The 22,468-nt window shown below is 67.1% G+C and carries 37 protein-coding genes; 17 read left to right on the top strand and 20 right to left on the bottom strand.

What is annotated here, in order from left to right; translation table 11 throughout:
• On the top strand, positions 1 to 470 hold a 470-nt coding region (locus tag ASF44_RS32990; protein WP_235579325.1), incomplete at its 5' end, for a hypothetical protein.
• A gap of 686 nt (positions 471 to 1,156) precedes the next feature.
• Here ASF44_RS32990 and ASF44_RS23920 read toward each other — a convergent pair.
• The 19 genes from ASF44_RS23920 to ASF44_RS31290 form a co-directional block, all read right to left on the bottom strand.
• Complete coding sequence (locus tag ASF44_RS23920; RefSeq protein WP_056901749.1) at positions 1,157 to 1,828, bottom strand: hypothetical protein; 672 nt, start codon at positions 1,826 to 1,828, stop codon at positions 1,157 to 1,159.
• A 9-nt stretch (positions 1,829 to 1,837) separates the two neighbouring features.
• Positions 1,838 to 2,080 (bottom strand): hypothetical protein, encoded by a 243-nt coding sequence (locus ASF44_RS23915; protein WP_056901748.1) that lies wholly within the window; start codon positions 2,078 to 2,080, stop codon positions 1,838 to 1,840.
• Complete coding sequence (locus ASF44_RS33175; RefSeq protein WP_056901747.1) at positions 2,080 to 2,778, bottom strand: DNA methyltransferase; 699 nt, start codon at positions 2,776 to 2,778, stop codon at positions 2,080 to 2,082. Before ASF44_RS33175 ends, ASF44_RS23915 begins: the two co-directional genes overlap by 1 nt.
• Entirely contained in the window at positions 2,771 to 3,382 is a 612-nt protein-coding gene (locus ASF44_RS23905; protein ID WP_082525006.1) for a hypothetical protein, read from the bottom strand. Before ASF44_RS23905 ends, ASF44_RS33175 begins: the two co-directional genes overlap by 8 nt.
• A gap of 580 nt (positions 3,383 to 3,962) precedes the next feature.
• Entirely contained in the window at positions 3,963 to 4,445 is a 483-nt protein-coding gene (locus ASF44_RS23900; protein WP_056901745.1) for a hypothetical protein, read from the bottom strand.
• Positions 4,442 to 4,942 (bottom strand): hypothetical protein, encoded by a 501-nt coding sequence (locus tag ASF44_RS23895; RefSeq protein WP_056901744.1) that lies wholly within the window; start codon positions 4,940 to 4,942, stop codon positions 4,442 to 4,444. The genes ASF44_RS23900 and ASF44_RS23895 overlap by 4 nt, the downstream gene beginning before the upstream one ends.
• Positions 4,939 to 5,655, bottom strand: a complete 717-nt coding sequence (locus ASF44_RS23890) for a hypothetical protein (protein WP_156374649.1) — start codon at positions 5,653 to 5,655, stop codon at positions 4,939 to 4,941. Before ASF44_RS23890 ends, ASF44_RS23895 begins: the two co-directional genes overlap by 4 nt.
• Positions 5,652 to 5,777 (bottom strand): hypothetical protein, encoded by a 126-nt coding sequence (locus ASF44_RS33125; protein ID WP_255358219.1) that lies wholly within the window; start codon positions 5,775 to 5,777, stop codon positions 5,652 to 5,654. Before ASF44_RS33125 ends, ASF44_RS23890 begins: the two co-directional genes overlap by 4 nt.
• A 326-nt stretch (positions 5,778 to 6,103) precedes the next feature.
• Positions 6,104 to 6,292 (bottom strand): hypothetical protein, encoded by a 189-nt coding sequence (locus ASF44_RS23885; protein ID WP_056901742.1) that lies wholly within the window; start codon positions 6,290 to 6,292, stop codon positions 6,104 to 6,106.
• The gene (locus tag ASF44_RS23880) at positions 6,246 to 7,154 is read right to left on the bottom strand and encodes a DUF2303 family protein (protein ID WP_056901741.1); all 909 of its coding nucleotides are present in this window, start codon (positions 7,152 to 7,154) and stop codon (positions 6,246 to 6,248) included. The genes ASF44_RS23885 and ASF44_RS23880 overlap by 47 nt, the downstream gene beginning before the upstream one ends.
• 23 nt (positions 7,155 to 7,177) lie before the next feature.
• Positions 7,178 to 7,666, bottom strand: a complete 489-nt coding sequence (locus tag ASF44_RS23875) for a hypothetical protein (RefSeq protein ID WP_056901740.1) — start codon at positions 7,664 to 7,666, stop codon at positions 7,178 to 7,180.
• Entirely contained in the window at positions 7,663 to 7,941 is a 279-nt protein-coding gene (locus tag ASF44_RS23870; RefSeq protein ID WP_056901739.1) for a hypothetical protein, read from the bottom strand. Before ASF44_RS23870 ends, ASF44_RS23875 begins: the two co-directional genes overlap by 4 nt.
• A gap of 52 nt (positions 7,942 to 7,993) precedes the next feature.
• Positions 7,994 to 8,254: a hypothetical protein gene (locus tag ASF44_RS23865; protein ID WP_056901738.1), complete on the bottom strand. Its 261-nt coding sequence runs from the start codon at positions 8,252 to 8,254 to the stop codon at positions 7,994 to 7,996.
• Positions 8,251 to 8,571 carry a hypothetical protein gene (locus ASF44_RS23860; RefSeq protein ID WP_056901737.1) on the bottom strand — a complete coding sequence of 107 codons (321 nt, stop codon included), beginning with the start codon at positions 8,569 to 8,571 and terminating at the stop codon, positions 8,251 to 8,253. The genes ASF44_RS23865 and ASF44_RS23860 overlap by 4 nt, the downstream gene beginning before the upstream one ends.
• A 96-nt stretch (positions 8,572 to 8,667) precedes the next feature.
• Positions 8,668 to 8,931, bottom strand: a complete 264-nt coding sequence (locus ASF44_RS23855; RefSeq protein ID WP_056901736.1) for a hypothetical protein — start codon at positions 8,929 to 8,931, stop codon at positions 8,668 to 8,670.
• The gene (locus tag ASF44_RS23850) at positions 8,928 to 9,245 is read right to left on the bottom strand and encodes a hypothetical protein (protein ID WP_056901735.1); all 318 of its coding nucleotides are present in this window, start codon (positions 9,243 to 9,245) and stop codon (positions 8,928 to 8,930) included. The genes ASF44_RS23855 and ASF44_RS23850 overlap by 4 nt, the downstream gene beginning before the upstream one ends.
• Positions 9,246 to 9,347: 102 nt before the next feature.
• On the bottom strand, positions 9,348 to 9,659 hold the full coding sequence (locus ASF44_RS23845; protein ID WP_056901734.1) for a hypothetical protein: 312 nt from the start codon (positions 9,657 to 9,659) through the stop codon (positions 9,348 to 9,350).
• Positions 9,660 to 9,748: 89 nt separating this feature from the next.
• Positions 9,749 to 10,102 (bottom strand): hypothetical protein, encoded by a 354-nt coding sequence (locus ASF44_RS32045; RefSeq protein ID WP_156374648.1) that lies wholly within the window; start codon positions 10,100 to 10,102, stop codon positions 9,749 to 9,751.
• Between the two features lie 395 nt (positions 10,103 to 10,497).
• Complete coding sequence (locus ASF44_RS31290; RefSeq protein WP_162243865.1) at positions 10,498 to 10,959, bottom strand: helix-turn-helix domain-containing protein; 462 nt, start codon at positions 10,957 to 10,959, stop codon at positions 10,498 to 10,500.
• Positions 10,960 to 11,032: 73 nt separating this feature from the next.
• Between ASF44_RS31290 and ASF44_RS33295 the strand changes: the two genes are divergently transcribed.
• A complete protein-coding gene (locus ASF44_RS33295; protein ID WP_082525000.1) occupies positions 11,033 to 11,290 on the top strand; it encodes a Cro/CI family transcriptional regulator in 258 nt (85 codons plus the stop codon).
• A gap of 104 nt (positions 11,291 to 11,394) precedes the next feature.
• Here the strand turns inward: ASF44_RS33295 and ASF44_RS23835 are convergent, their stop codons facing one another.
• The gene (locus tag ASF44_RS23835; protein ID WP_056901732.1) at positions 11,395 to 11,631 is read right to left on the bottom strand and encodes a hypothetical protein; all 237 of its coding nucleotides are present in this window, start codon (positions 11,629 to 11,631) and stop codon (positions 11,395 to 11,397) included.
• Positions 11,632 to 11,886: 255 nt separating this feature from the next.
• On the opposite strand from ASF44_RS23835, the gene ASF44_RS23830 reads away from it, so the two are divergent.
• The 15 genes from ASF44_RS23830 (at position 11,887) to ASF44_RS23765 (ending at position 22,418) form a co-directional block, all read left to right on the top strand.
• Positions 11,887 to 12,360 (top strand): phage regulatory CII family protein, encoded by a 474-nt coding sequence (locus ASF44_RS23830; protein WP_056901731.1) that lies wholly within the window; start codon positions 11,887 to 11,889, stop codon positions 12,358 to 12,360.
• Between the two features lie 13 nt (positions 12,361 to 12,373).
• Positions 12,374 to 13,189: a helix-turn-helix domain-containing protein gene (locus ASF44_RS32040; protein WP_235579324.1), complete on the top strand. Its 816-nt coding sequence runs from the start codon at positions 12,374 to 12,376 to the stop codon at positions 13,187 to 13,189.
• Positions 13,183 to 13,605, top strand: coding sequence for a hypothetical protein (locus ASF44_RS23825; RefSeq protein WP_056901730.1), 423 nt, complete (start codon positions 13,183 to 13,185; stop codon positions 13,603 to 13,605). The genes ASF44_RS32040 and ASF44_RS23825 overlap by 7 nt, the downstream gene beginning before the upstream one ends.
• A gap of 204 nt (positions 13,606 to 13,809) precedes the next feature.
• The gene (locus ASF44_RS23820) at positions 13,810 to 13,998 is read left to right on the top strand and encodes a hypothetical protein (protein WP_056901729.1); all 189 of its coding nucleotides are present in this window, start codon (positions 13,810 to 13,812) and stop codon (positions 13,996 to 13,998) included.
• Between the two features lie 106 nt (positions 13,999 to 14,104).
• A complete protein-coding gene (locus ASF44_RS23815; RefSeq protein ID WP_235579323.1) occupies positions 14,105 to 14,362 on the top strand; it encodes an HNH endonuclease in 258 nt (85 codons plus the stop codon).
• A gap of 124 nt (positions 14,363 to 14,486) precedes the next feature.
• Positions 14,487 to 14,972, top strand: coding sequence for a P27 family phage terminase small subunit (locus tag ASF44_RS32980; protein WP_056901727.1), 486 nt, complete (start codon positions 14,487 to 14,489; stop codon positions 14,970 to 14,972).
• A 77-nt stretch (positions 14,973 to 15,049) separates the two neighbouring features.
• Positions 15,050 to 16,693 carry a terminase large subunit gene (locus ASF44_RS23805; RefSeq protein WP_235579330.1) on the top strand — a complete coding sequence of 548 codons (1,644 nt, stop codon included), beginning with the start codon at positions 15,050 to 15,052 and terminating at the stop codon, positions 16,691 to 16,693.
• 13 nt (positions 16,694 to 16,706) lie between these two features.
• A complete protein-coding gene (locus tag ASF44_RS23800; protein WP_056901726.1) occupies positions 16,707 to 17,987 on the top strand; it encodes a phage portal protein in 1,281 nt (426 codons plus the stop codon).
• Between the two features lie 3 nt (positions 17,988 to 17,990).
• Positions 17,991 to 18,872, top strand: coding sequence for a head maturation protease, ClpP-related (locus ASF44_RS23795; RefSeq protein ID WP_056901725.1), 882 nt, complete (start codon positions 17,991 to 17,993; stop codon positions 18,870 to 18,872).
• A gap of 10 nt (positions 18,873 to 18,882) precedes the next feature.
• Complete coding sequence (locus ASF44_RS23790) at positions 18,883 to 20,226, top strand: phage major capsid protein (protein ID WP_082524998.1); 1,344 nt, start codon at positions 18,883 to 18,885, stop codon at positions 20,224 to 20,226.
• Between the two features lie 57 nt (positions 20,227 to 20,283).
• On the top strand, positions 20,284 to 20,586 hold the full coding sequence (locus ASF44_RS23785) for a hypothetical protein (protein WP_056901724.1): 303 nt from the start codon (positions 20,284 to 20,286) through the stop codon (positions 20,584 to 20,586).
• 8 nt (positions 20,587 to 20,594) lie between these two features.
• On the top strand, positions 20,595 to 21,194 hold the full coding sequence (locus ASF44_RS23780; protein ID WP_156374647.1) for a head-tail connector protein: 600 nt from the start codon (positions 20,595 to 20,597) through the stop codon (positions 21,192 to 21,194).
• Entirely contained in the window at positions 21,194 to 21,571 is a 378-nt protein-coding gene (locus tag ASF44_RS23775; RefSeq protein ID WP_156374646.1) for a phage head closure protein, read from the top strand. Before ASF44_RS23780 ends, ASF44_RS23775 begins: the two co-directional genes overlap by 1 nt.
• The gene (locus ASF44_RS23770) at positions 21,571 to 22,041 is read left to right on the top strand and encodes an HK97-gp10 family putative phage morphogenesis protein (RefSeq protein WP_056901722.1); all 471 of its coding nucleotides are present in this window, start codon (positions 21,571 to 21,573) and stop codon (positions 22,039 to 22,041) included. Before ASF44_RS23775 ends, ASF44_RS23770 begins: the two co-directional genes overlap by 1 nt.
• The gene (locus ASF44_RS23765; protein WP_056901721.1) at positions 22,041 to 22,418 is read left to right on the top strand and encodes a DUF3168 domain-containing protein; all 378 of its coding nucleotides are present in this window, start codon (positions 22,041 to 22,043) and stop codon (positions 22,416 to 22,418) included. The genes ASF44_RS23770 and ASF44_RS23765 overlap by 1 nt, the downstream gene beginning before the upstream one ends.
• Positions 22,419 to 22,468 lie beyond the last annotated feature (50 nt).

Below are 22,468 nucleotides of genomic sequence, written 5' to 3'. Positions count from 1 at the left end.
ATTGGACGCAAAGTCCAAGATCGCGCGCAGGACGGCCGCGCCTTGTTCTGTTTGGTTGGTCATGGTGCCAATGTTATTTAACTGCATCACAAAAAATTCCTTGCAATCTCAGTTTTCTGCATTACAATAAACTCATCGGCAGCACGGTGCAGCCGCAGGAGATCAAGATGAGCAACAGCCACACCATCAACCCCGCCTGGAAGGCCTGGAACGACGTGCAAAACGAGGGCGGCGAAGGCTACAACCCGCATGAGAAGTGGATTGCCAAGACCGCTGCACCTGTGGCTGCCAAGACTCCTGCCCACCTGGACCGCATGCTCCGCCAGGCAGACGGCCGTCCCGTCCCCGAGTCCAAAGTGCGCGCCCGCCTGGAAAAGGCCCTGGCTACGCTGCCGACCCTGACCAACGCCAGTGCCATCGCGATCTTCGAACGCGACATCGCCGCCGATCAAGCCCTGCTGGCCGCCTGAGGGATAGCCATGAAAGTCGTCTACCTCCGGATCAACGCGCGAGCCAGCATGGATGCTCAATGGATCGCGTCCCCCCCAGCAGCCGCCGCGCTGGCCGTCACCGAAGTGCCGGATGACGCGGCCTTGTCTGCCGTCGTCGCCCTGGCCAATCGCACCATCATCAACGCGCCGTCCAAGACGCGCGGCAAGCCGGCCAGCGTGGCCTATGGCCGATTGGGCGAAGGCAAGTTTGTCAACCTGGTGATCGGCCGGCCCGAGGGCAGCATCAAGACGGACCGCACGGCCACAATCCCGGCCACCAGGTGCACGCCGGATCAGCGTGCAACCTGGGAAGCCCTGGGCGGCGTGGATTGGCTGCGCTCGGTGCTCGACAAGGCGGGCAACAGTAAGTCGTARGGTCATCGTCGGCAGGTGATGGGAATCAGCCGAGCGGCTTGGCCGTGTTGGCCGCTGCGATTCGGACGATGCGCGCGGCGTGCGCTAGGGTGGATCGGTCTCGGATCGACAGCCCATTTGCGTGCGCTAGGGTGGATCGGTCTCGGATCGACAGCCCATTTGTCACCAGGTGCACGCCGGATCAGCGTGCAACCTGGGAAGCCCTGGGCGGCGTGGATTGGCTGCGCTCGGTGCTCGACAAGGCGGGCAACAGTAAGTCGTAAGGTCATCGTCGGCAGAGGGTTGGAAAGTCAGGTGGGAACCCAGCCCGGGACGTTCAGCCGGACCAGCGTGCGAGGCGTAGCGCGGGCCAGTGGCACCGATGCGTGCAGCGTGGTCATCGCATCGCCGGCCCACACGAAGCCTGCGCCCATGGGCACCTCGGCGAGGCTGGCCAGGTCCAGGTGACTGAAGTCCCCGCCTTCGCCGGGCTCTCCGTCGTACTGTCCGACCCAGGCTGCGCCACCTTGAACGCTGCTTGCCAAGATGATGGCTTCGCGTTGGCGACGGCTGGTGACGTGCTGCCCGTGGCTACCAGCGTAAACCCATGTCGGCCCTGGCGGCTGGTGGTCCCAAGAGCTGGTGAACACATGGGGTCGCCACGGCTCCGGCGGCTGGTGGCCGTGTCCTGGCCTGGGGGCCGGCTGGCCGTGCGCTGCGATCTCTGGCCTCCAGTACCCATCGATGTGGACGCCCGGCCGGCGATGCGTCGCGCCTGGCTGGACAACGCCTTGGTCGATCATCAGGTAGATCGGACTGGCGACATCGATGCCATCGAGCATGGCGTCAACGGTGGGCTGCCAGCGCGCGAGGTCGAACGGCAGACCTTCAGCCTTTCTGAACGGCAGCATGTAGACGCGCTCGCCCGTGAATTCAGGGAAGGTCACAGCGCCGCGTTGCTGGATGGTGGATTGCTTCAGCATTTCGATCCTTCAGCGGGTAGGGTTGGACTTGGTGGGCGCGGTGCGGAACCGCAGCCCGTTGAACCAGCGGCGCAGCACGTAGCTGCGCACCAGGCTGATGGCCGTGAACCAGGCGCCGATCGCCAGGTTGCTGCTGAACGGGATGTGGATGCCGAACAGCGGGAAGACCAGCAGCTGGGACGCCAGGGCCACCAGGTAGCCGACCAGCACGTTTGCGCCGGCCTCGATCGCAGATTGGGTGCGGGTCTGCATTACCCGACCTCCAGGCCCATCTGGACCGGCTGAGCTGCAGCTGGTTCGAACAGTTGGCCTTGCTTGGTCGCCTGCTCGATGCGTCGGCAGGCGATGTCGAAGTACCTTGGCTCGCGCTCGATACCGATGAACTTTCGGCCGAGCTTGATCGCGGCCACGCCGGTGCTCCCGCTGCCCATGTAGGGGTCAAGGATCAGGTCGGCCTTGCCGGCGTGCTGGATGGCCCAGGCCATGACCGCCACCGGCTTCTGGGTCGGGTGCTGCTTGTCCCGGTAGTCGCCGCGGGCCAGGGGGTCGTAGGTGAGCACGCGGGCATTCGCATCCCACGAGCACCAGGCCATCTCGCATTCGGCGAAGTCGCGGTTTTTGAAGCCGGCGCCCTTGTCCCAGATCAGAAAGTTCCGGCTGGGTCCGAGGCCGAAGTAGTTGCCGCCGAAGACAACCGCGCGCTCCCCGGCGGTGACAACCGCGCGCAGCGCTTCTTCGGCCGGCACGCAGTTGTCCCAGCCAAGATCCTGGCCCGCTTCGATTTTCAGGCGGCCGTACTTCCCCGTGCCGGCGCTGGCGCCGATGCCATACGGCGGGTCCGTGATGACCGCGTCGGCCTTGGCCAGCTGGGGCAAGACTTCCATGCAGTCGCCCAGATACAGGGTGGCGTCGCCGATGTGCTCGACGCGCATCTGCGTGGTCTCAGCCATTTCTTTGTTCCTCCGCTGGTGATGGGACGGCCTTGAAGCTGACGGCCCACACCCAGGGGTTGGCCGCCCAGCTGCCGGCGCCGTTGATCTGGTCCCACAGCTCGGCATACCACTGGCGCGGGTCGGGGCCTTGGGCCATGTTCTGGAACGGGCAGCCTTCGGCCATCGCGTCCCCGCGGCTGATGTCCTGCAGCCGCTCGACGCGAACCTCGGTGACTTCAAGCACCAGGCGGCAAGCCGCGCGGGGCATGTGGATGCTCGGCGTCCAGCCGTCGAAGTCTGGATGCCAACCGACCTTCTCGTCGTCGGTGGCGCGGTAGAAGAACCGCGGCTGAGCATGGTGCCAAGGGCGGCCGAACGTCTCGCGCACCCACAGCCTGTCGCCGCGGCCACCGTACGGGCAGGCGAATTGCGCCTCGCCTTCCTCATCGCCGAAGGTGCTGCCGTTGTAGACCTGCCCGCGCTCGGCCGGATCGGGCACTTCCACGACGTGAGACAGAGCGGCGGCCTGGGCTGGCTTGCACACGCGCCGCGTCTGCGTCTTGGTGCTGGCCATCAGCGCGCGCACCATCGGCGCCGAGAACAGGATCGGACGCTCAGCCATGTGCACCTCCCACACATCCAAAATTGGCGGCGCGGGCTGCGTCGATGGCTTCGCGGAGCGAGGTGATGGCCATCCACTTGACGGACAAGACCCTGTAGTCGCTACCCCACGATTTATGGCCTCTTGCCTCCAGCCAGTCCAGGCGCTCGGTGTCGGCCGAAGTCGGCGCAGCCGCAGCAGCACCAGGGGCGGCCCGGCCAGCCTGGTAGCCCTCCCAGGCGAACTGGGTTTGGAAGCTCTTGTACTCGCCGGCGAGTGCGGCTCGGCTGCCCCAGCGGTCCATGCGAAGCCCGTGCGGCTCGGCCGAGAACCGGGCCTCGAAGGCCGCCCGCGCGGTCCCACCATCTTCCTCACAGTGCGGCTCGGCTGCCCCAGCGGTCCATGCGAAGCCCGTGCGGCTCGGCCGAGAACCGGGCCTCGAAGGCCGCCCGCGCGGTCCCACCATCTTCCTCAGTACGTAGGGCGGGCTGGGCGACCAGAGCGCGCAGCGTCAGAGCTGCGGCCTCGGCCCATCGTGGCAAGTCGTGAGGGGCAATGCAGTCTTCCCACTGGCGAACGAGGCCGGCCGCGTCGTGTGCTTTCATGCTGCGCTCCCGAAGCGATTCATCAGGCGGCGTGTTTGCCCTTGCGCCCACAGGCCGGCCCGCTCGGCGATGCCGTGGCGGTCAAGCTCGATCACGCTGTCCATCACGTTGGCTGCAGCGCGCGCGGCCAGAAGCTCTGCGCCGGCGAAGCAGGCCCGGCCGGTGGTGTTGTAGCGCTTCGTGACGGTCGCATAGGTCTGCAGCTGCTCGGCGACAGCTGCAATGGCCTCGGGTGAGAACTGCATGGCCTCCTCGCTGGCCAGCAGGTACATCATGTGGCTGTAGACGAAGCCGGTTTCGATCCAGTCCCACATGTCGGCCTCGTTCGCGCTGCCATTGGTGAAGCGGTCGATCAGGTCCCAGTGGATGATCTTGGCGTCGGTCTGCTTGGAGGCGGGGAGCGGCGCGCGCCAGAACTTGGAAGGTTGCACCGGTGCGTTGCGCTTGGCGATGGACGCGAGGCGATGAGCGGTTTTCATGCGCGGGCCCCCAGTCCATTCAGTGGGTTCGACAGGTCCCGGCGCGCTTCGCCGGAGCGAATGCGGCGCACGTGGCTGGATGACATGCCGGTGCGTTGACACACCGTCGCGGTGTCTTCCTCGGATGTCCGAATCTGAGAGACCAGCTCGTCGCTGTAGGCTGACTGCGCCCGCTGGCGCAAGGTGGTGCGCAGGATGGCGTCTGGCCGGCCGAAGGCGCCGCGCTCGGCGGCCATCCTGTGCGAGGTGCGGTGCGTGCAGACGATGGAGCAGTAGGGCGAGACGCACAGGCGCTGGCCGCACTTGGCCGGCACGCGCATGCGCGCTGGCACGGGCTCGCCGTCCATCATGCCGCGAACCACCCGGCGCACGTACTGTGTGCGGCCGCCGATGCTGATCGAGGGCCAGCCAGCGCCGTTCACGCCGTCCTGCCAAAGCCAGCAGTCGCCTTCTTCGGTGCAGCGCTCGAAGATCGCGTTAAGGGATGGGTGGCTCATGCCGTGGCTCCCGCGACCACGGCTGTCACCGATGCGCCGGCCTCGTGCGACCACCAGGCCGACAGAACTCTGTCGCGCAGATCGGCCAGCGTGCCGAAGTTGTGCAGCACCACTTCGGGTGCGAACCCGCTGCCGTCCGCGGCGCTCTGGTGCTGGCCCTCGGGCGTGGTACCGGCGTTCAGTCCGGGGCGCGCGATCTGCCAGACCAAGCCGGCCGCGCGGCGCACATACGCCGCCTCGTTTGCGAACCGGCAGTCGGTGATCACGAAGCGGCGCAGCCCCCACATGGCGCGCGTGCGCAGCTCGGCCGTCATCTGCCGCACCCAGTACTCCGGGTGCTGGCTGCGGCGGTACTCGGTCCCCCATAGCTGGAGGATCGTGCGCGGCGTGCGGGGCTCGTCCAGATGCAGATTGCCGTGCTCGGTGCGCAACAGTGAGCCCAGGAATTCGGCGGGCGCGTAGCGCAGGGCGAGCGCGGCCTGCGGCAGCTCCTTCTTGGATCGGTCTTCCAGCAAGTCGCGTGATACGTTGAAGCCTCGCGCCACCTCGCCGCGCAGCGCGTCGGCGAAGGCGATCTTGTGGAAGCCGGCATGCTTCACCAGGATGTCGGCGGCGGAGTCCTTGCCCGCGCCGGCGTAGCCCGCGAGGGCGATGATGGTGGGGGTCGCGTGGTGTGACATGTGGTGATGTGTGTGGGCGGGCCGCGCGATCACGCGGTCGCCATTTCGTTCTTGGCGCGCTTGACCAGATGCGCCGTCAGGACGTGCGCGTGGATCTCGGTTTTGGCGTCCCAGCCCTTGCCTTCGGCGTGCACGCGCACCTTCTCCAGCTCCACCTGCAGGGTGTCGCCGGGTTGCAGCGTGTGGCCCTCGCGGTCCCACCAGGCGCGGGCCTCGTCGCCCGCCCAGATCCACGCGCACCTTCTCCAGCTCCACCTGCAGGGTGTCGCCGGGTTGCAGCGTGTGGCCCTCGCGGTCCCACCAGGCGCGGGCCTCGTCGCCCGCCCAGATGAGCCGCCAGGGCTCGCGTGCATGGGTTCCCCATGCGTCCAGCACCGGAAGCGTGGCGACGAACGTGCCCGATGCCGACACGATGCCTGTGGGCTTGGACTTGCGCATGTGCACGATGCCGGTATGACGCATGGTCATGGCGTGTCTCCTGTCAGCTGATGGTGGTCAGCGCGGTCTCGCGCCACCAGGCTTCGGTTGCGCGGCCGTCGGCGGCCTTGTAGTGCACGAAGTAGGTGCTCTCCGCGTCGACATACTCAGCGCGGCCGCGAACTTCGCCTTCCTCGCCGCTGCAGTCAATGCGCACGCGCGCGCCGAGTTCGATCTGAAACGTTTTGCTCATGGTGTGGTCCTGATGCGCCGGCCAGGATCGGGGTGTACCCGGACTTCTCGCGCACCTCTTTTACGTAGCCCTCGAAGGCCAGTTCCACGGCACGCTCGGGGCGGTCCAGCTCGTAGAAGAACTTCACGGCGCCCTGCAGCAGCCGGTACTTCAGGCGTGCGTTGATCAGGTAGCCGCTGCCGTTCTTGAAGATGCGCACGCCGACCTTGAACTCCTTCGGCACGGTGAGAGCGCCTTCGGCGCCGGCGGTGGTGTTGATCGTCTCGGTGTAGCCGAGCTGCACCTGGCCGTTGTCCAGCCGGCGAGCGCTGCGGAACTGCACGTCGGTCTTGGCCTGCAGGGTGCCGGCCACCTCCAGCAGCAGCGTCGCCTCGGGGAGATCGACAGCGTTGTCCTCGATGAACTCGGCGAACGTCTCTTGCGACATCTGCTTGCGGTCGTTTTCGATCCAGCGCTTGAACTCGGGCGTCAGCTCGGCCTTGAAGACCGCGCGGTGATCGCGCCAGCCGGGCGTGTGTGCCTGGCGCTGGTCGTTCCACACCGCGGTGATGGCGCGGCCGGTGAGGTCGGCGTAGATGTAGCCCTGAGCGTCGGCGTGCTCCTGCGCGCGGTCAGCGCACAGCAGCAGCAGGCTGGGCACGTCATGCACCACGGTCGTGCCGCTCTTGCGCGCGGGCGTGTCCTTGGTCTTGGCCACCAGGTCGGTGATGTCCTTGTGCTCGTAGCCCGGCGGCAAGATCACGAAGTGGTTGTTGCCGACCTGCACGGGTGCGATGGCGGCTGCCGTGAGTTCGGTGAGCACGGCGGCAATCTGCAGCGTGCTGGCGGTGTTGTCGTTGCCGTCTTGGGGGGTGGGCGTCATGGTGCTTCCTGGGTGGMGGCCATTCAGGCCAGGGGTTGGATCACACCGTCGTCATCGGGCGGCGTGAAGGTGGTCGGCGCGCCGTTGGCGACGGCCTGGACGAGTGCGGCCACGGGTGTGGCTGGCGTGAAGCTGCTGGGCTCTGCGGCTGCGACGGCCGCAGTGGCGGCGGCCGTCAGCGGCGCATTGGTGGCGCCGTGCGAGGACACGTCCTGCAGCTGCAGCTCGCGCTGCTTGGGGTGTTTGCGCGACARCTCGGCGTCGTCGGTCATCCAGAAGAAGTCGGTCGGTTGCTCGGGCTTGGGCAACGAGATCTGGGACTCGCACGCCACCAGCACCTTGTCCACGTCAGCCTGGCCCTTGCCGGCGGGCGCCACTTTCAGCTTCACGGTCAGCGTGCCGGGCCGGCCGTGCTTCTTCACGGCCTGCAGCAGCTCTTCCATGTGGGCGGACAGCGTGGCGTTGGTCTGGCCGGCGTTCAGGTCGACCAGCAGGAGGTTGAAAGGTCTCATTGGCGTGTGCGCGCGGCGGCGCTTTGGTTGGAAAGCAAGGGCGGCAGCTGGCGCGCCGACTCGGGCGGCAGCAGCACGCGGTGGTCGTAGTCCAGGCGGTCGAGCAGGCGGTGCATGGCGTCCGTCTCGGCGCGCTCCTGGGCGGCGGCGCGCTCGAAGCGGTCGCCGGCCGTGGGCTCCAGGGTGAGCAGCAGCAGCAGCGCGAGCAGGGCGCCAACCACCACGATGGCGATGCTCAAAGCCACCACGTTGGGATCGATGAGGAAGGCGGTCATAGCGCGGGCGTCCGGCGGCGGCACACGAGGTGGCCCTCGGGTGTGGTGAACATCACGGCATCGGTGCCGCGCGCGGCCCGGCAGGCGCGCTGCGCATCGCGCAAGGCCTCTTCACGCGGTGGTCGTAGTCCAGGCGGTCGAGCAGGCGGTGCATGGCGTCCGTCTCGGCGCGCTCCTGGGCGGCGGCGCGCTCGAAGCGGTCGCCGGCCGTTGGCTCCAGGGTGAGCATCAGCAGCAGCGCGAGCAGGGCGCCAACCACCACGATGGCGATGGCCAAGGCCACCACGTTGGGATCGATGAGGAAGGCGGTCATAGCGCGGGCGTCCGGCGGCGGCACACGAGGTGGCCCTCGGGTGTGGTGAACATCACGGCATCGGTGCCGCGCGCGGCCCGGCAGGCGCGCTGCGCATCGCGCAAGGCCTCTGCGCGTTCGCGCTCGGCCTGTTGGACCAACAGCATGGCGTGCTGCAGGCGCGCGGCCGGCTCAGCGTCTGCGGTCGGGCGGGCCGACACCGCGTCGAGGCGGTAGACGCTGCCCAGGGCGATGCCGATGAGGGCCGCCAGGATGTAGCGCGCGACCTGGGCCAGGGCGTCGCGCCCACCAACTGGGAGGGTGGGGCTGCGCGTCATGCTGCGCCTCCTGCGCCGACCGCAATCGGCTGGCCGTAGGTGCGCAGGAAGCCCTGCGCCTGCCGCGCCCACCAACTGGGAGGGTGGGGCTGCGCGTCATGCTGCGCCTCCTGCGCCGACCGCAATCGGCTGGCCGTAGGTGCGCAGGAAGCCCTGCGCCTTGAGCATGGCGCGGTAGCCGTTGATGGCCACTGCCTCGACCTCCCGCGCCACGGCGGGGCCTGCGCTCACTATCGTGCCGTCATCGAGCACGATGGCCAGACGCGCGGGCTTGCCGTCGACGTGGACCGACAGACCCTCGTGCGACACGGTGGAGACGACGGCGCCCGCGATCGCGCCGGTAGGCTGGGTGCCGATCATGGCAGGCACCCGACGTGGAGCAGACAGCCGCGGGCCCGCACGGTGTCGACGTACGACTCAATCACATATTCCAGCGCGTAGGCGCCGGCGCGCATGGCATCTTCGGTCTGCCAATCCCGGTGGCCGCGCGTGCGCTTGCGGCGGTCCAGGAGCGCGTTCAGGTGCGTCTTGTGCTGCTGCTTCTGCTCGATCTGGACGAGATAGAAGTGCGCAAGCTGCTTGTCGAGGGTGCCGAGGGGCCGCGAAGCGCTGGCGGTCTTCGCTGGTTCACTGGCGCCTGCGGGCAGCGTGAGAGGGTTGATAGAAGTGCGCAAGCTGCTTGTCGAGGGTGCCGAGGGGCCGCGAAGCGCTGGCGGTCTTCGCTGGTTCACTGGCGCCTGCGGGCAGCGTGAGAGGGTAGGAAAGCTGTGCCGTGTTCATGCTGCACCGCCATCGCGTTGAATGACAGCACGCAGGCGGCAGGCAATGGCCATCTGCTGGAGAGCGTGGTCGAAGCGCGGGCAGGTGGCGTCGACCAGTGCTTCAAGGCGCTGGCGTTCAGCCTCGGTGAGGGCCTGTGCTGCGGCGGTGGCATGGGCATCGCCTTCGGCGTGGATGGCCATGGCGGCCATCGCGCGGCGGACGATCCGGGCGTCCAGGCGGCGCAGGCGGGCGGCCTGGGCCTTGGGGGTGCGGCTGGCGCAGGTGCTGGCGTCAGCTGGGTTGCGGGTGGCGAGGGATGCGGACATTGAGCCTCCTGGGTAGGAGACTCAATTATCGGTAAACCTAAACTTTCGTCAATAGGTAAACCGAAAACTTTCTCGCGTTCTGTTTAGAACTAGAGACTGGACCGTGGCAGACCGGTCGCGGAGTTCGGTGGGTTTGCGGTCATGCTGTCGCGGATCGTCTGGCAGGCGGCGGACGTGAGCGCTTGGTCAAAAACGTTGTCGCGCATGTCGCCATAGACGCGCTGGACGGTGCCGTGACGCCAGGCAACAGCCATTCGGCGGAAGCCGGTGTATGCGCCGAAGCCATTCTTGGCATTGACTTCAAAGCAAATCCCCCAGCCATAAATTGGCGCACCAAAGAGCCCGCCTTTATGGAAGAAGAATGCAGGCCCAGCAACGATTTGCACCTGAGCGCTGTGCGGATCTTTCAAGTAGTTCCGTAGTAGTGGGCCAATGACTTCCATCGGATCGGTCGGCGGTGGTCCTGCATCGGCAGGTGTTACCGGGGAGCCGTCAGGCCTCGTAGGCGCCTGTGTGGCGCATCCCACCAGACCCAGAGTCACAGCGAGAACGTGGCTGAATCGAGAAATGCCAGGCATGTATCCCCCTTGTGTAAAAGGGCCAATTGTTGCAGCGTGGGCACGGTGCCATTCGGCGGTTTCAGCAGTTTTGCTGATGCGTCAATCGCAACGCTTTAGGGCGTTTGGACAGCCGCTCGCGTCGCCAGGGCAGTGTTCGTAACCTCCCAGTGAGCAGAACCACCGCTCGTCGACCTTGCAGGCGCCGTCAAGTTGAACCCCATTTAGGGTTACGACTTGTTGCAAATGAAGGGCCGGCCGATAGCATCGCCCCTCGGGGGTCATTTGCCTTCGGTGCCGGTGCCTTTGAGGCTTGCCGAATTGAAGGACGATCCCCCCAACGCGGTCGCCTTCTGAGGTGCGGCGGGAGTGTTCCCTCGAGCCTGTTGTTTGGCGTGCAGATCAATCAGCAGGCCCTGCCGCGCCGCGTCGGTAGCCAGCCCGCGAAACATCATCACCAGCTGAGCTTCTGGGCCCGACAAGTCGGAAAAGTTGAGCAGCTCAGCGGGCTCTTCGCCCAGCCAGAGATAGCGCGGGCGGAGTTGAAGCAGCTCGCATGCGCGCACGAGCACTTCCGCTGAAGGGCTTTTCGATCTGCCTGACTCAAGTTCGCTGAGGCTCCCCTGTCGAATCCCCAGCTCTGCGGCAAACGCGCCTTGGCTTGCGAAGCCCCTCAGCCTCCGCCAATGGGCGAGCCGGCCACCAAACGTGGACAGGGGGGCGGGCTCCAGCTTTTTCGGCACGCGTCGATCATGGCTCGGTGGGTTTTCGGTAAACCTATTGCTTTTACAATCGGTATTCCTAAAATGCTGACCCATGAAACCTTCCGCTCTTCTTGCGTACTTCGGGTCACAGGCCGCCATTGCCCGAACGCTCGGGTGTTCCCAGCCGTCTGTCAATGAGTGGTTTGAAAAGGATTCCGTGCCTGAGGGGAGGCAGTACCAAGCGCAGTTGGCAACCAACGGCGAGTTGGTGGCCGATAGGCCCGCCGACCGAGCGGCCGCGCTCGGGTTGAGTCCGGGAGGCGCCGCGCATTGCTTGTCTCCCTCTGTGTCGGAGGGCGCCCATGCCTGAGCCGTCAGAAGCGCCGCTTGCGTGCCCGCGATGCGCGCGCACCGCGCAGATCTGGGTGACCACGATCGCAGACAGTGATGAGCGGTGGATCTGCGATTGCGGCGCTATGGGGCGTCGCCGTTCGGCCGAATCGCCTCTTGAAGAAGCTCCACCGCGCGCTTCCTCGAAAACGCCACTACGTCCTCCATCGTCAGGTTCGGATTCCGCGGAATCAGCACCGTGAACGAAATGGACTCCACCGGCTCGCCATTGATGCGCCGTATCACTGAGTCTGGCCAGGTGACCTGCCAGCCGTGCTCTGCGGTGTTCTGAATCGTGAACGGCTGCCCAAGATATTCCATGTCCGCCCTCCTTGGCGATGGTTGTGTAGGAGCTTCCATCGTATGCCAGGGGTGGGCGGGCGCCTTTTTGCCTCCGCGCCGCCACAGCCGGTGCCGCCCGCTTGCGGGTGTTGTCTCCTCCGCTGCCATGGTTGCCACGCACGGGACGGTGCGTGGTGTTGGCGGCGCCGGGGTGCGGGGGCTCTTCTCTTTTCATGCGCGCAGTGTGCACAGCCCGCGGGCGCGCGTCTCTCACTTCGTTACAGGAGACTGGTGATGCCTCAGTGCGTCCTGGATGCGGCGTTCAACGTCGTGTCCGACTATCCCGGCGGCGCTGCCTCGCTTGCGCCGCGCATCGACAAGGCGGCGTCGACGTTGACGCAGGAGGTCAACGGCACGCCGCAGGCCAAACTGGGTTTGGCCACGGCCGTGAAGATCACGCAGCGTACCGGCGACCTGCGCATCCTGCTTGCCTTTGCGGGTGCCTGCGGTCAGATGCTGCTGCCGCTGCCCGAGGGGCTGGATGTGGACGACGACGACTGCATGCGCGCCGCGACCTCCGCTGCACGCGAGTTTGGCGAGCTGATGACCGAGGTGATGGCTGCTCGGGCAGATGGGCGCACGACCGACAACGAGTTGGACCGCGTGACGCGCAGCACGGGCGAACTGATGCGCGCACTGCACCAGCTGAACGCGGCGTTCGTGGCCAGCAACATGGCGGGCAAGCCTGCGGCGGTGCGGGCGTCATGAGCAAGCAGGTGAGGTGCTGGCCGTGAGCGTGCGTGTGATGAATGCTGTGTTCGAGCGCTACCCGTTCGGCGGCAACGAGGGCATGCTGGCCTTGGCCTTGGCCGACCACGCGCATGATGATGGTTCGAACATATGGCCAAGTCTGGACCTGCTCGCGCACAAGGCCAAGATGAGTCGTTCCACTGTGCAGCGGCTGCTTCGCAAGATGCTGGAGCGCGGTTGGCTTGAGGTTGTGCGCAAGGGTGGCGGCGGTGGGCGCGGTGACACGGCCGAGTACCGCATCTGCAGAGCCTGGATCGCTGGGGGCGAACTGCCAACCATGGGTGTCAGTTTGACACCCATTCCTGATGAAGACGAAGGCTCTGTTACAGACCCTGAATCTGTGGATAACGTTATCCACATGGGTGTCAACCAGAACAATATGGGTGTCAACCAAGACAAGAAGGGTGTCACAGCTATGACACCCGAATCTTCAGAACCATCAAGAACCAATACCCCCCTTACCCCCCGCTGTCGCGGGGGGCATGTTGATAACTCATCCAAGCCCGAACAGCCGAACAGCCGGCGCCACGATCGAGCGCAGGCCGAGCACGCAGGCCGCGCAACAGCCGTCACCAGCAAGCCCGCGCCTGAAGGACCGCCATGGCGCTGGTCCGAGAAGCGCTGCGGCGTGGAGCAGCAGGGCCGCGTTCACGGCGTTGGCCCATGGGACGAGCAGGCATACAACCGAGGGCAGGGCGAGCCGTTCCGTACATACCGGGCCCGGGTCATCGCTGCTGTCGAGGCTGCGAAAGACCAGGCCGCCACCACCAAAGGACCGCAATGCTGATGCGCGCCGACTCCGAGGGCCATGACACCGACGCAGTGCTCGACGATGTGCTGTCGCGCTGGCATCACTGGATGAAGGACAAGCCGATCAACGGCGTGGACAGGCTCGATGACCCGGCCTTCCGCGAGGTGGCCACCCGCAGCGGCTGGGATTCGGCCGACGACATCCTGGACCGCGAACTGGAGGTGCGGCTGATGCGGGCGGTCGACTTCCATGTGAGCGGCGACGAGCGCGGTCAGGGTGGCCTGCCGGAGCCGTATCGCGCCGCCGTGTACTGCATCGCGCGCAACTGCTACACGGGCCGCAAGGTGTGGCTGTCGCCTCGGCTGCCGCGTGATCCGATGGAGCGCGGCGCGGTGTTGCTGGAGGCGCGCAGGCTCTTGACCCGCCGGCTCGTCGTGGCCGGCGTTCTTTAAAAAAATTGTGGACGTGCGCGATTTTTCTGATATCGTCCGCCCCCGTGGGGGATAGGTGCGCCCACAGAAAGCCCGCCAAGTCGCAAGACCGGCGGGCTTTTTCGTTGGTGCGCCAGGTCGCAGCGTTGAACAGCAGGGGTCCTATGCCATGCACCGGATGCGCCGCACGTCGTGCCTGGCTGACCAAGTGGACCAAGGTGGCGTATGAGCGAGCCCGATCAATCCTTGAACCTGAACATCGCCAGGCTGGTCCAGGCTATGCACCTGCAGACCCAGGCCATCAACCGACTGGCAGCCAGCAACGAGGCGCTGGTCACAGCGATGGGCGAGGCGGCGACTGAATCGAATGGTGAGGAAGAGCCCACGTCATACCTGAGTGGTCGCGTGCGCTGATATGCCGACTGCAGCGCCGAGGCCATGTGGCCACGCAGGTTGCCGCAAGCTGGCTGTGCAGGCGGGTAGATGCGCCGAGCATCAGCGCGACCCATGGGCCAAGCCCGTGAAGGCGACGCCGCGCACGACGGGCCGCAAGCTCCAGCGCATGCGCGCCGAGTTGTTCGCGCGGTGCCCGTTGTGCGTGGAGTGCGAGAGGCTCGGCCGCGTCACCGAGGCCACCCAGCGTGACCACATCAAGCCCTTGGCTGAAGGTGGTGCCGATGACGACAGCAACGTGCAGGCGTTGTGCGATGACTGCCATGAGGCCAAGAGTCGGACCGAGTCGACGCGTGGCCGGTGGCGCGGCCGTCGGCGCACCTGATCGGTGCATGGATCATGGGGAGGGGTGGGTCGAAAGTCTGACCGGTGCCCAGCGGAAACCGCGCCTCCAGGGCCATTTTTATGCGGAGTGAAAACTACCCCCCGGGGGTTTGAGGTTGAAAGCGATGGATGGCAAGACGAACTTCACCGCGGCGCTTCCAGCTGTCGGTGGGGCCCGTGTTGTGTCTGCGCCTGGCGCGATCACTTCGCCGAAGCCGCCGCCGATGCTGGATCTGTCGCCGGACGAGCTGGCGCTGTACGAGCACATCTGCGGCACGCTGCGCGAGGCCGGCATCGAGCACCTCACGGCCAGCATGCCGATCGCGATCATCGTGCGCACCTTTGCCGACTGGCTGAAGGCGTGCGCGGAGTGCGATGACAAAGGCCGCACGCAGACCAGCAAGACCGGTTGGGCCACGCCCACGCCGTGGGCCGACGACGAGAAGCGGCTGAAGATGGAGTTGGGCCAATGGTTGCCAAAAGCGTGTCTCACGATCCCGTCGCTGGCCAGGGTTCGAAAGGACACGGGCGACCAGGGCAAGCAGGACGACCTGTTCGCCGAAGTCGTCGGCCACGCTATCACCTCACCCGCAAGCGCCTCGCGGCACTGACGCCGGCCGAGCTGCACGAGTGGGATGAGGCCTACGGCCTGCCCGTTCTGCGCGGCGAGATCGTCACGGGGCGACTTGTGTACCTGGCGGTGCAGCGGCACTACCAGGACCTGATCGACGGGCCAAAGCGCGGTTTGGAATTCATGCCGGCCCAGGCCTGGCATGTGATCACGTACATCGAGAAGTTCTTCGTTCACACGAAAGGGCCGCTGGCGCGCACGCCGATCCTGCTGGACCCGTGGCAGAAGTTCTGGACGGCCGTGCTGTACGGCTGGCTGCGGGCCGGTACCGGCCTGCGGCGCTTTTCGAAGGCCTATGAGGAGGTGGCCCGCAAGAACGGCAAGAGCACGTGGAAGGCGCCGCAAGGGGCCTACCTGTTCTCGATGGATGGCGAGGTCGGAGCCGAGGTCTACGCCATGGCCACCACCCGGGCACAGGCCATGACGGTGTTCAAGCCGGCGCTGTCCAACTTCCAGCGCTGGGCGCGCGTGTCGCCCGGCATCGCCAGGTCGTTCCGCATCTTCGCGGGGCTGAACCAGGAGCGGATCGAGATGACGGACGGCAGTGTGTTCGAGCCGCTGCCCTCCAATGCGGAGAACCAGGACGGGCGCAACCCGTCCGCTGTGCTGTACGACGAGCTGCACGCCGCGAAGTCGCGCGACCAGTGGGATGTGATGGAGTCCGGCTTCGGTGCCCGCGCGCAGCCGCTGCTCAGCGCGATCACCACCGCCGGGTTCATCCTCGACGGCATCTGCACCGAGGTGCGCGGCTACCTGCAGTCGGTGTTGGAGGGCAAGCGGCAGGACGACTCGTTCTTCGGCTACGTCTACACCATCGACGAGGGCGACGACCCGTTCGACGAACGGGTCTGGATCAAGGCCAACCCTGGCCTGGGCAAGTCAAAGACGGTGGAGTACATGCGCGGTGTCGCCCGCAAGGCGGCGGCGCTACCAGGCGCGAAGGTCAACTTCCTGACCAAAGACCTGAACGTCTGGTGCAACACCGCCAACGGCTGGTTCGACATGCAGGTGTGGGACCAAGGCGGCAAGCCATTCGATTGGCGGCTTCTGCGCGGCCGTCGCTGCTTCGGCGGCCTCGATCTGGCCAGCACGCGCGACTTGACCGCCTATGTCCTGGTGTTCCCGCCCGACGACCTGGGCGGCACCTGGCACGTGCTGGCCTTCTTCTGGTGCCCGCAAGCCAAGGTCGACCTGCAGGAGCATGACGACGCAGCGCCGTACAAGCGCTGGGTGGAGGAGGGCTGGCTGGTGGCCACGCCCGGCGACGTGACCGACTACGGCCCGGTGCGGGAGAAAGTGCGCTGGTCCATGCAGGAATTCGACGTCGCAGAGATCGGCTTCGACCGCTGGAACGCGCAGCAGCTGTGCAACGAGCTGATGGAAGACGGCGTGCCGCTGGTGGAGATCCCGCAGAACACCGGCGGCATGTACCCGGGCAGCAAGGCGCTGGAAGAGCTCGTCTATGGCCGGCGCATGGCGCATGGCGGCAACCCGGTGTTGCGGTACTGCGCCATGAGCGTGGCACTGCTGTTCGACACCAACGGCAACTACAGGCCGGACAAGAAAAAGAGCCAGCAGGCCGGTCGGATCGACGGCGTGGTGGCAAAGGTGATGGCGTTGAGCCGCGCAGTCGCGGTCGACCCGTCGCTCGGACTCGATGCGGCATTGGCCAACCCGGTGATGACCGGGCGGGCAGCATGACCATGGGACACGCATGAAACCTTCTCGACCTGCCGGAGCGCTGCAGCGCGTGCGTGCTGCCATCAATGGCTGGGTGCGATCGTTCTCGCCGCGCGACGCTGAGCTGTACCGTGACCGGGAGTCCGACAGCGACGCCGGCGTCGCGGTCACGGCCAAGGCCGTGATGCAGCTGGATGCCGCGTGGAGCTGCGTGCGGCTAATCTCGGAGACCATCGCCACCTTGCCGCTGTCGATGCACGAGCGCACCGGCGGCAGCCGGCGCATGGCCAGCCAGCACCCGCTGCACTTCGTCATCCATGATCAGCCCAACATCGACTCCACCGCGGCGGTGTTCTGGGAGGCCATGGTCGCCGCCATGCTGCTGCGTGGCTGCGGCCGTGCAGAAAAGCTCTACGTCGGCGCGTCGCTGGTCGGTCTGGCCTTTCTCGCGCCCGACAGGCTCGTCGTGTCGCGCGATCTGGCGGGGCGGCGCATCTACAGCTACCCGCGGGCCAACGGCACCATGCGCGACATCCCTGCGGCGCGCATCTGGACGGTGCCCGGCTTCACGCTGGACGGTGTCGACGGTGTCTCGGTCATCGGCTACGGCGCCAAGGTGTTCGGCACCGCCATCGCCGCAGAGAAGTCGGCGGCCAACACCTTCCGCCGCGGCCTGTTGCCCCGGGTCTACTACAAGCTCAGCGCGTTCCTCAAGCCAGCGCAGCGTGAGGAGTTCAAGGCCAACATCGCCGGCTCGATCGAGCGTGGCGAAGCGCCCATCCTGGAGGGCGGCATGGACGCCCAGGCGGTGGGCATCAGCCCGGCCGACGCGCAGCTCCTGCAGTCGCGCGGCTACGGCGTCGAGACCGTCTGCCGGTGGTTTCGCGTGCCGCCCTGGATGGTTGGCCACACCGAAAAGTCGACCAGCTGGGGCTCGGGCATCGAGCAACAGATGATCGGCTTCCTCACCTTCACGCTGGGGCCCTGGCTGCGCCGCATCGAGCAGGCCATCAGCAAAGACCTGCTCACGCCGGCCGAGCGCACGCGCTACTACCCCAAGTTCGCGGTGGAGGGCCTGCTGCGCGCCGACAGCGCGGGCCGCGCAGCCTTCTACGGCGCGATGGTCGACAAAGGCATCCTCACCCGCGACGAGATCCGCGAGCTCGAAGACCGTGAGCCCATGGGCGGCAACGCCGCAAAGTTGACGGTGCAGTCCGCCATGACCACGCTCGATGCCCTGGGCACATCGAACGACGCCAACCAGGCCCGCGCCGCCATCCGCAACCTCCTCGGGTTCGAGGACAACAAGGACTGATCCATGAGCATGAGAACCCTGCCGGGCGCCCCCACGGGCCGCCCGACCGCCGCCGTGCGCAGCGAACTGCAGCCGCGCGCCCTGGAGCGTTGGAGCCGCGACATCCAGGCGGCTGTGGCCGCCGACGCCGACGACGAGCGCAGCATCAGCATCTACGACGTGATCGGCCTGGACTACTGGACCGGCGAGGGTGTGACCGCCAAGCGCGTGGCGGCCGCGCTGCGCAGCATGGGCGCCGGCCCCGTGACCGTGAACCTCAACTCGCCGGGCGGCGACATGTTCGAAGGCCTGGCCATCTACAACCTGCTGCGCGAGCACAAGGGCGAAGTCACGGTCAAGGTGCTCAGCCTGGCCGCCTCGGCCGGCTCCATCATCGCCATGGCCGGCGACAAGGTGCAGATCGCCCGCGCCGGCTTCTTCATGGTGCACAACAGCTGGGTGCTGGCAGCCGGCAACCGCAACGACCTGCGCGAGATCGCCACGTGGCTGGAGCCGTTCGACGCCGCCATGGCCGACATCTACGTCGCCCGCTCCGGCATGAAGGCCGACGCCGCCGCCAAGCTCATGGATGCCGAGTCCTGGATCAATGGCAGCGCTGCGATCGAGCTGGGCCTGGCCGACGAGCTGCTGCCCTCCGACGAAGTCGGGCGCGGCGAAGGCAAGGCCAACGCGGCCGCAGCCCGCCGCGTGGAGGCCGCGCTGCGCGCCAGCGGCATGCCCAAGTCCGAGGCCATGCGCCTCATCAGCGATCTCAAGTCCAGCCAGGGTGACCCTGCTGGCGGCGGTGAGGGCGATCCCACCGAGCGCGGCAGCGATGCCGCATTTGCCAGCGGTGCCGCCTCGGCCCTGTCGGCGTCCCTTCGTTCCCTCCTGCCCACCATCTGAAAGGCAACCCATGAAAACCTCTCGCATCCTCGCGCTCGTCGGCCTGGCCGGTCTGGCGCTCGCATCCCTCGCCGCCCAGGCCGCGGGCTTCGACGTGGCCGCGCTGCTCGCGCCCCACGGCGACCTGCTCGCCGGCGTCGCGCTCGCCGGCGCGGCCGGCACCACGGTCAACCTCGAAGCCGAATACAAGCAGGTGCAGGCCGACCTGAAAGGCGTCGGCGACAACCTGAAGACCTACGCCGAGGCCGTGCAAAAGACCGGCCAGCTCGGCACCGAGACGCGCGCCAAGGTCGACGAACTGCTCATGAAGCAGGGTGAACTGCAGGCGAGCCTGCAGGCCGCCCAGCAGGCCATCGCCAAGGTCGAGGCCAATGGCGCCGGCGGTGACGTGCAGCACTCGCTGGGCCACCAGTTCGTCAACGCCGAAAACTACAAGGCGTTCGCCAGCCAGGCCCGCCCGCGCGGCCGCGTGGACATGGAGGTCAAGGCCGCCATCACCTCGCTTACCACGGATGCCGACGGCTCCGCTGGCGACCTGGTCCGCAGCACCCGGCTGCCCGGCGTGCTGCAGATGCCCCAGCGCCGCATGACCGTGCGCGACCTGATCACCCCGGGCCAGATGGACGGCAGCGCGCTGGAATACGTGAAGGAAACCGGCTTCACCAACAGCGCGGCAACCGTGGCCGAAGGCGCGAAGAAGCCCGAGTCCTCGATGAAGTTCGACCTGGTGAGCACCAATGCGCGGGTCATCGCCCACTTCGTCAAGGCCTCGCGCCAGATCCTGAGCGATGCCTCCCAGCTCGCCAGCCTCATCGACGGCCGCCTGCGCTACGGCCTGGCCTATGTCGAAGAGCAGCAGCTGTTGAACGGCAACGGCACCGGCCAGAACCTGTTGGGCATCATCCCCCAGGCCTCGGCATTCTCCGCGCCGTTCGATCCTCCCGGCACCGAGACCAACATCGACAACATCCGTCTGGCCATGCTCCAGGCCGAGCTGGCCGAATACCCCGCCAGCGGCGTGGTGATGAACCCCATCGACTGGGCCCGCATCGAGCTGCTGAAAGACACCACCGGCCGCTACATCATCGGCAACCCCCAGGGCACGCTGTCGCCCACGCTGTGGAACCGCCCCGTGGTGGGCACCCCCGCCATCACCGTGGACAAGTTCCTGGTCGGCGCCTTCCAGCTGGGTGCGCAGGTGTTCGACCGCTGGCTCGCCCGCGTGGAGGTGGCCACCGAGAACGAAGACGACTTCGTCAAGAACATGGTCACCGTGCTGGCCGAAGAGCGTCTGGCGCTGGCCGTCTACCGTCCCGAGGCCTTCATCTACGGCGACTTCGGCAACGTCACCTGATCGCCATCGGCTGAACGGAGGCCCCATCGCGGGGCCTCCCAACGCAGGAGAAACACCATGCTCATCAAGTTCAAGGCGCCTGACCCGCGTGCGGGCGTCGTCGCGCAGATGGACAGCCAGCGCGGCCAGCAGCTCATCGACCAGGGTGCCGCCGATGCGCACCGCGAAGACGCCGCGCCCGCCGCGGCCCCTCTCGCGCCGCCGCCACCGCCTTCGGCGCCGGCAGCTGCTCTCTCGGCTGTTGCGCCCGCTCCCGCTCCTGCGCCGGAGCCGGTGTCCGTGCCCGCCGCCGACGCCGCGGCCGCAGCTGCAGACGAGGCGGCGCCCGCCAAGCCCTCCGCCCCGGCCAAGAAGAAGTGAACTGGTCCATGCCGCGCGTGTTGCCCATGGTCGCCATGCCTGGCGCCTTCGACGAGCCGATCACGCTAGCCGAGGCGCGTGCGCACGTCCGCGTAGATGCCGCAGAGGGCGAATCGCATCCGGACGACTCGAAACTTCTGTCCATGGTGACGGCGGCGCGCCAGGCTGCCGAGCAGTTCACGGAGCGCCTATTCACGAACGGCACCTACGAGCTGCTGCTCGACGAGCTGCCCTGCATCGTCCGCTTCCCAGTGGCGCCCGTGGGCGAGTTGCTGGGCGTGCAATACATCGGCGAGGATGGGCAGCCGGCTGATCTTGCCGCGGGCATCTACCGGCTGTATGCCCATCCGGACCAGCCGGGCCTGTACAGCACGCCAGGCGTTGCGATGCCGTCTCTGCTGGACATGCCTGGTGCTGTGCGTGTGCGGTTCAAGGGCGGGCACGGTCCGGGCAATCCGGTCCCTCGTGCAGTCGTGCATGCCATGCTATTGACGCTGGGCCACCTGTACGATAACCGCGAAGAGGTCGTGACCGGCACGACCGCGACGCAACTGCCCGAGGGTGCCAAGGCGCTCCTTTGGCCCTACCGCCGTGGGCTGGGCGTCTGATGCTGCGCGCAGGCAATCTCCGCCACCGCGTGCGCATCGAGCGCCTGGACGACATGCGCGACGAGACAGGTGCGGTCATCCAAGACCCCGAGACCGGCGCCACCTCCCAGCAGTGGGTCGAGGTGGCCACCGTGTGGGCGTCCATCGAGCCGCTGAGCGCGCGGGAGTTCATCCAGAGCGCCAAAACGCAAGCCGAGATCGTGGCGCGCATCGTGATCCGCTACCGCGATGGCCTGGATGCTTCCATGCGGCTCGTGCACCTGCGCGCCGGCGGCCGTGGCGTGATCTACAGCCCCGCCGAGTTCCTGCCCGACAGGGATTCCGGGCTGGAGTACCTGACCGCGCCTTGCTCGCGCGGCGTGAGCGAGGGGCAGTGATGGCCGACACCTTCGACCTCAAGGGCTTCGACGGCGCGATGGCCAAGCTGCGCGCGCTGCCAGTGCAACTGCGTGGCAAGGCCGGTCGGTCGGCACTGGGCAAGGCTGCGCGGCTGGTGACCAATGCGGCCAAGAGCAATGCCGAGCGCATCAACGACCCCGACACCGGCCGCAAGATCGCAGACAACGTGGTGCAGCGCGTGCGCTCGGGCTACCAGAAGCGCACCGGCGACATCATGATCAGCGTGGGCGTGGTCACCGAGCGCGGCCCCATTCCGAAGGGCAACCCAGACACGGGGCCGAAGGGCAACACGCCGCACTGGCACTTGGTGGAGCTCGGCACCGAGAAGGCGGCGGCCGAGCCGTTCCTGCGGCCGGCCCTGGAAAGCAACATCGACCAGGTGACCGCGGCCACGGCCACCCACCTGGAACGCGAGCTGGACCGGATCGCGAAGAAGGCTGGCGCCTGATGACCCCGCCCATCTTCAAGGCCGTCAACGTCCCGGCCGTGCAGGCGCACCTGCGCGCGCTGCGCGGCCCGCTGCGCTTCTACGCCTTCGGCATGGCGCCGCAGGACGTGCAGTACCCGTACGCCGTCTGGCGCACCGCCGCCGGCACGCCGGGCAACACCCTGTCCAAGAGGCCGGACCACGACGCCGGCCTGTTTCAGATCGACGTCTACGCCAAGCCATCGCAGGGCGTCGACACCGTGCGCGCCGTGGCCATCGCACTGCGCGACGCCATCGAAGGCCATGCCTACGTGACCGCCTGGCGCGGCGAAAGCGTCGACCCGCAGACCAAGAACTTGCACGTCGGGTTCGACGTGTCCTGGATCGTCTTCCGGTAGCCGCAAGGCCGCCACCCACCCCGAAGGCCGCTCACCGCGGCCTTCCTCGT

This window comes from Pseudorhodoferax sp. Leaf274 (assembly GCF_001422445.1).
Lineage (GTDB): Bacteria > Pseudomonadota > Gammaproteobacteria > Burkholderiales > Burkholderiaceae_C > Pseudorhodoferax.
The sequence above is the reverse complement of the archived record's forward strand: the minus strand, read 5'-3'. Positions and strand labels throughout refer to the sequence as shown.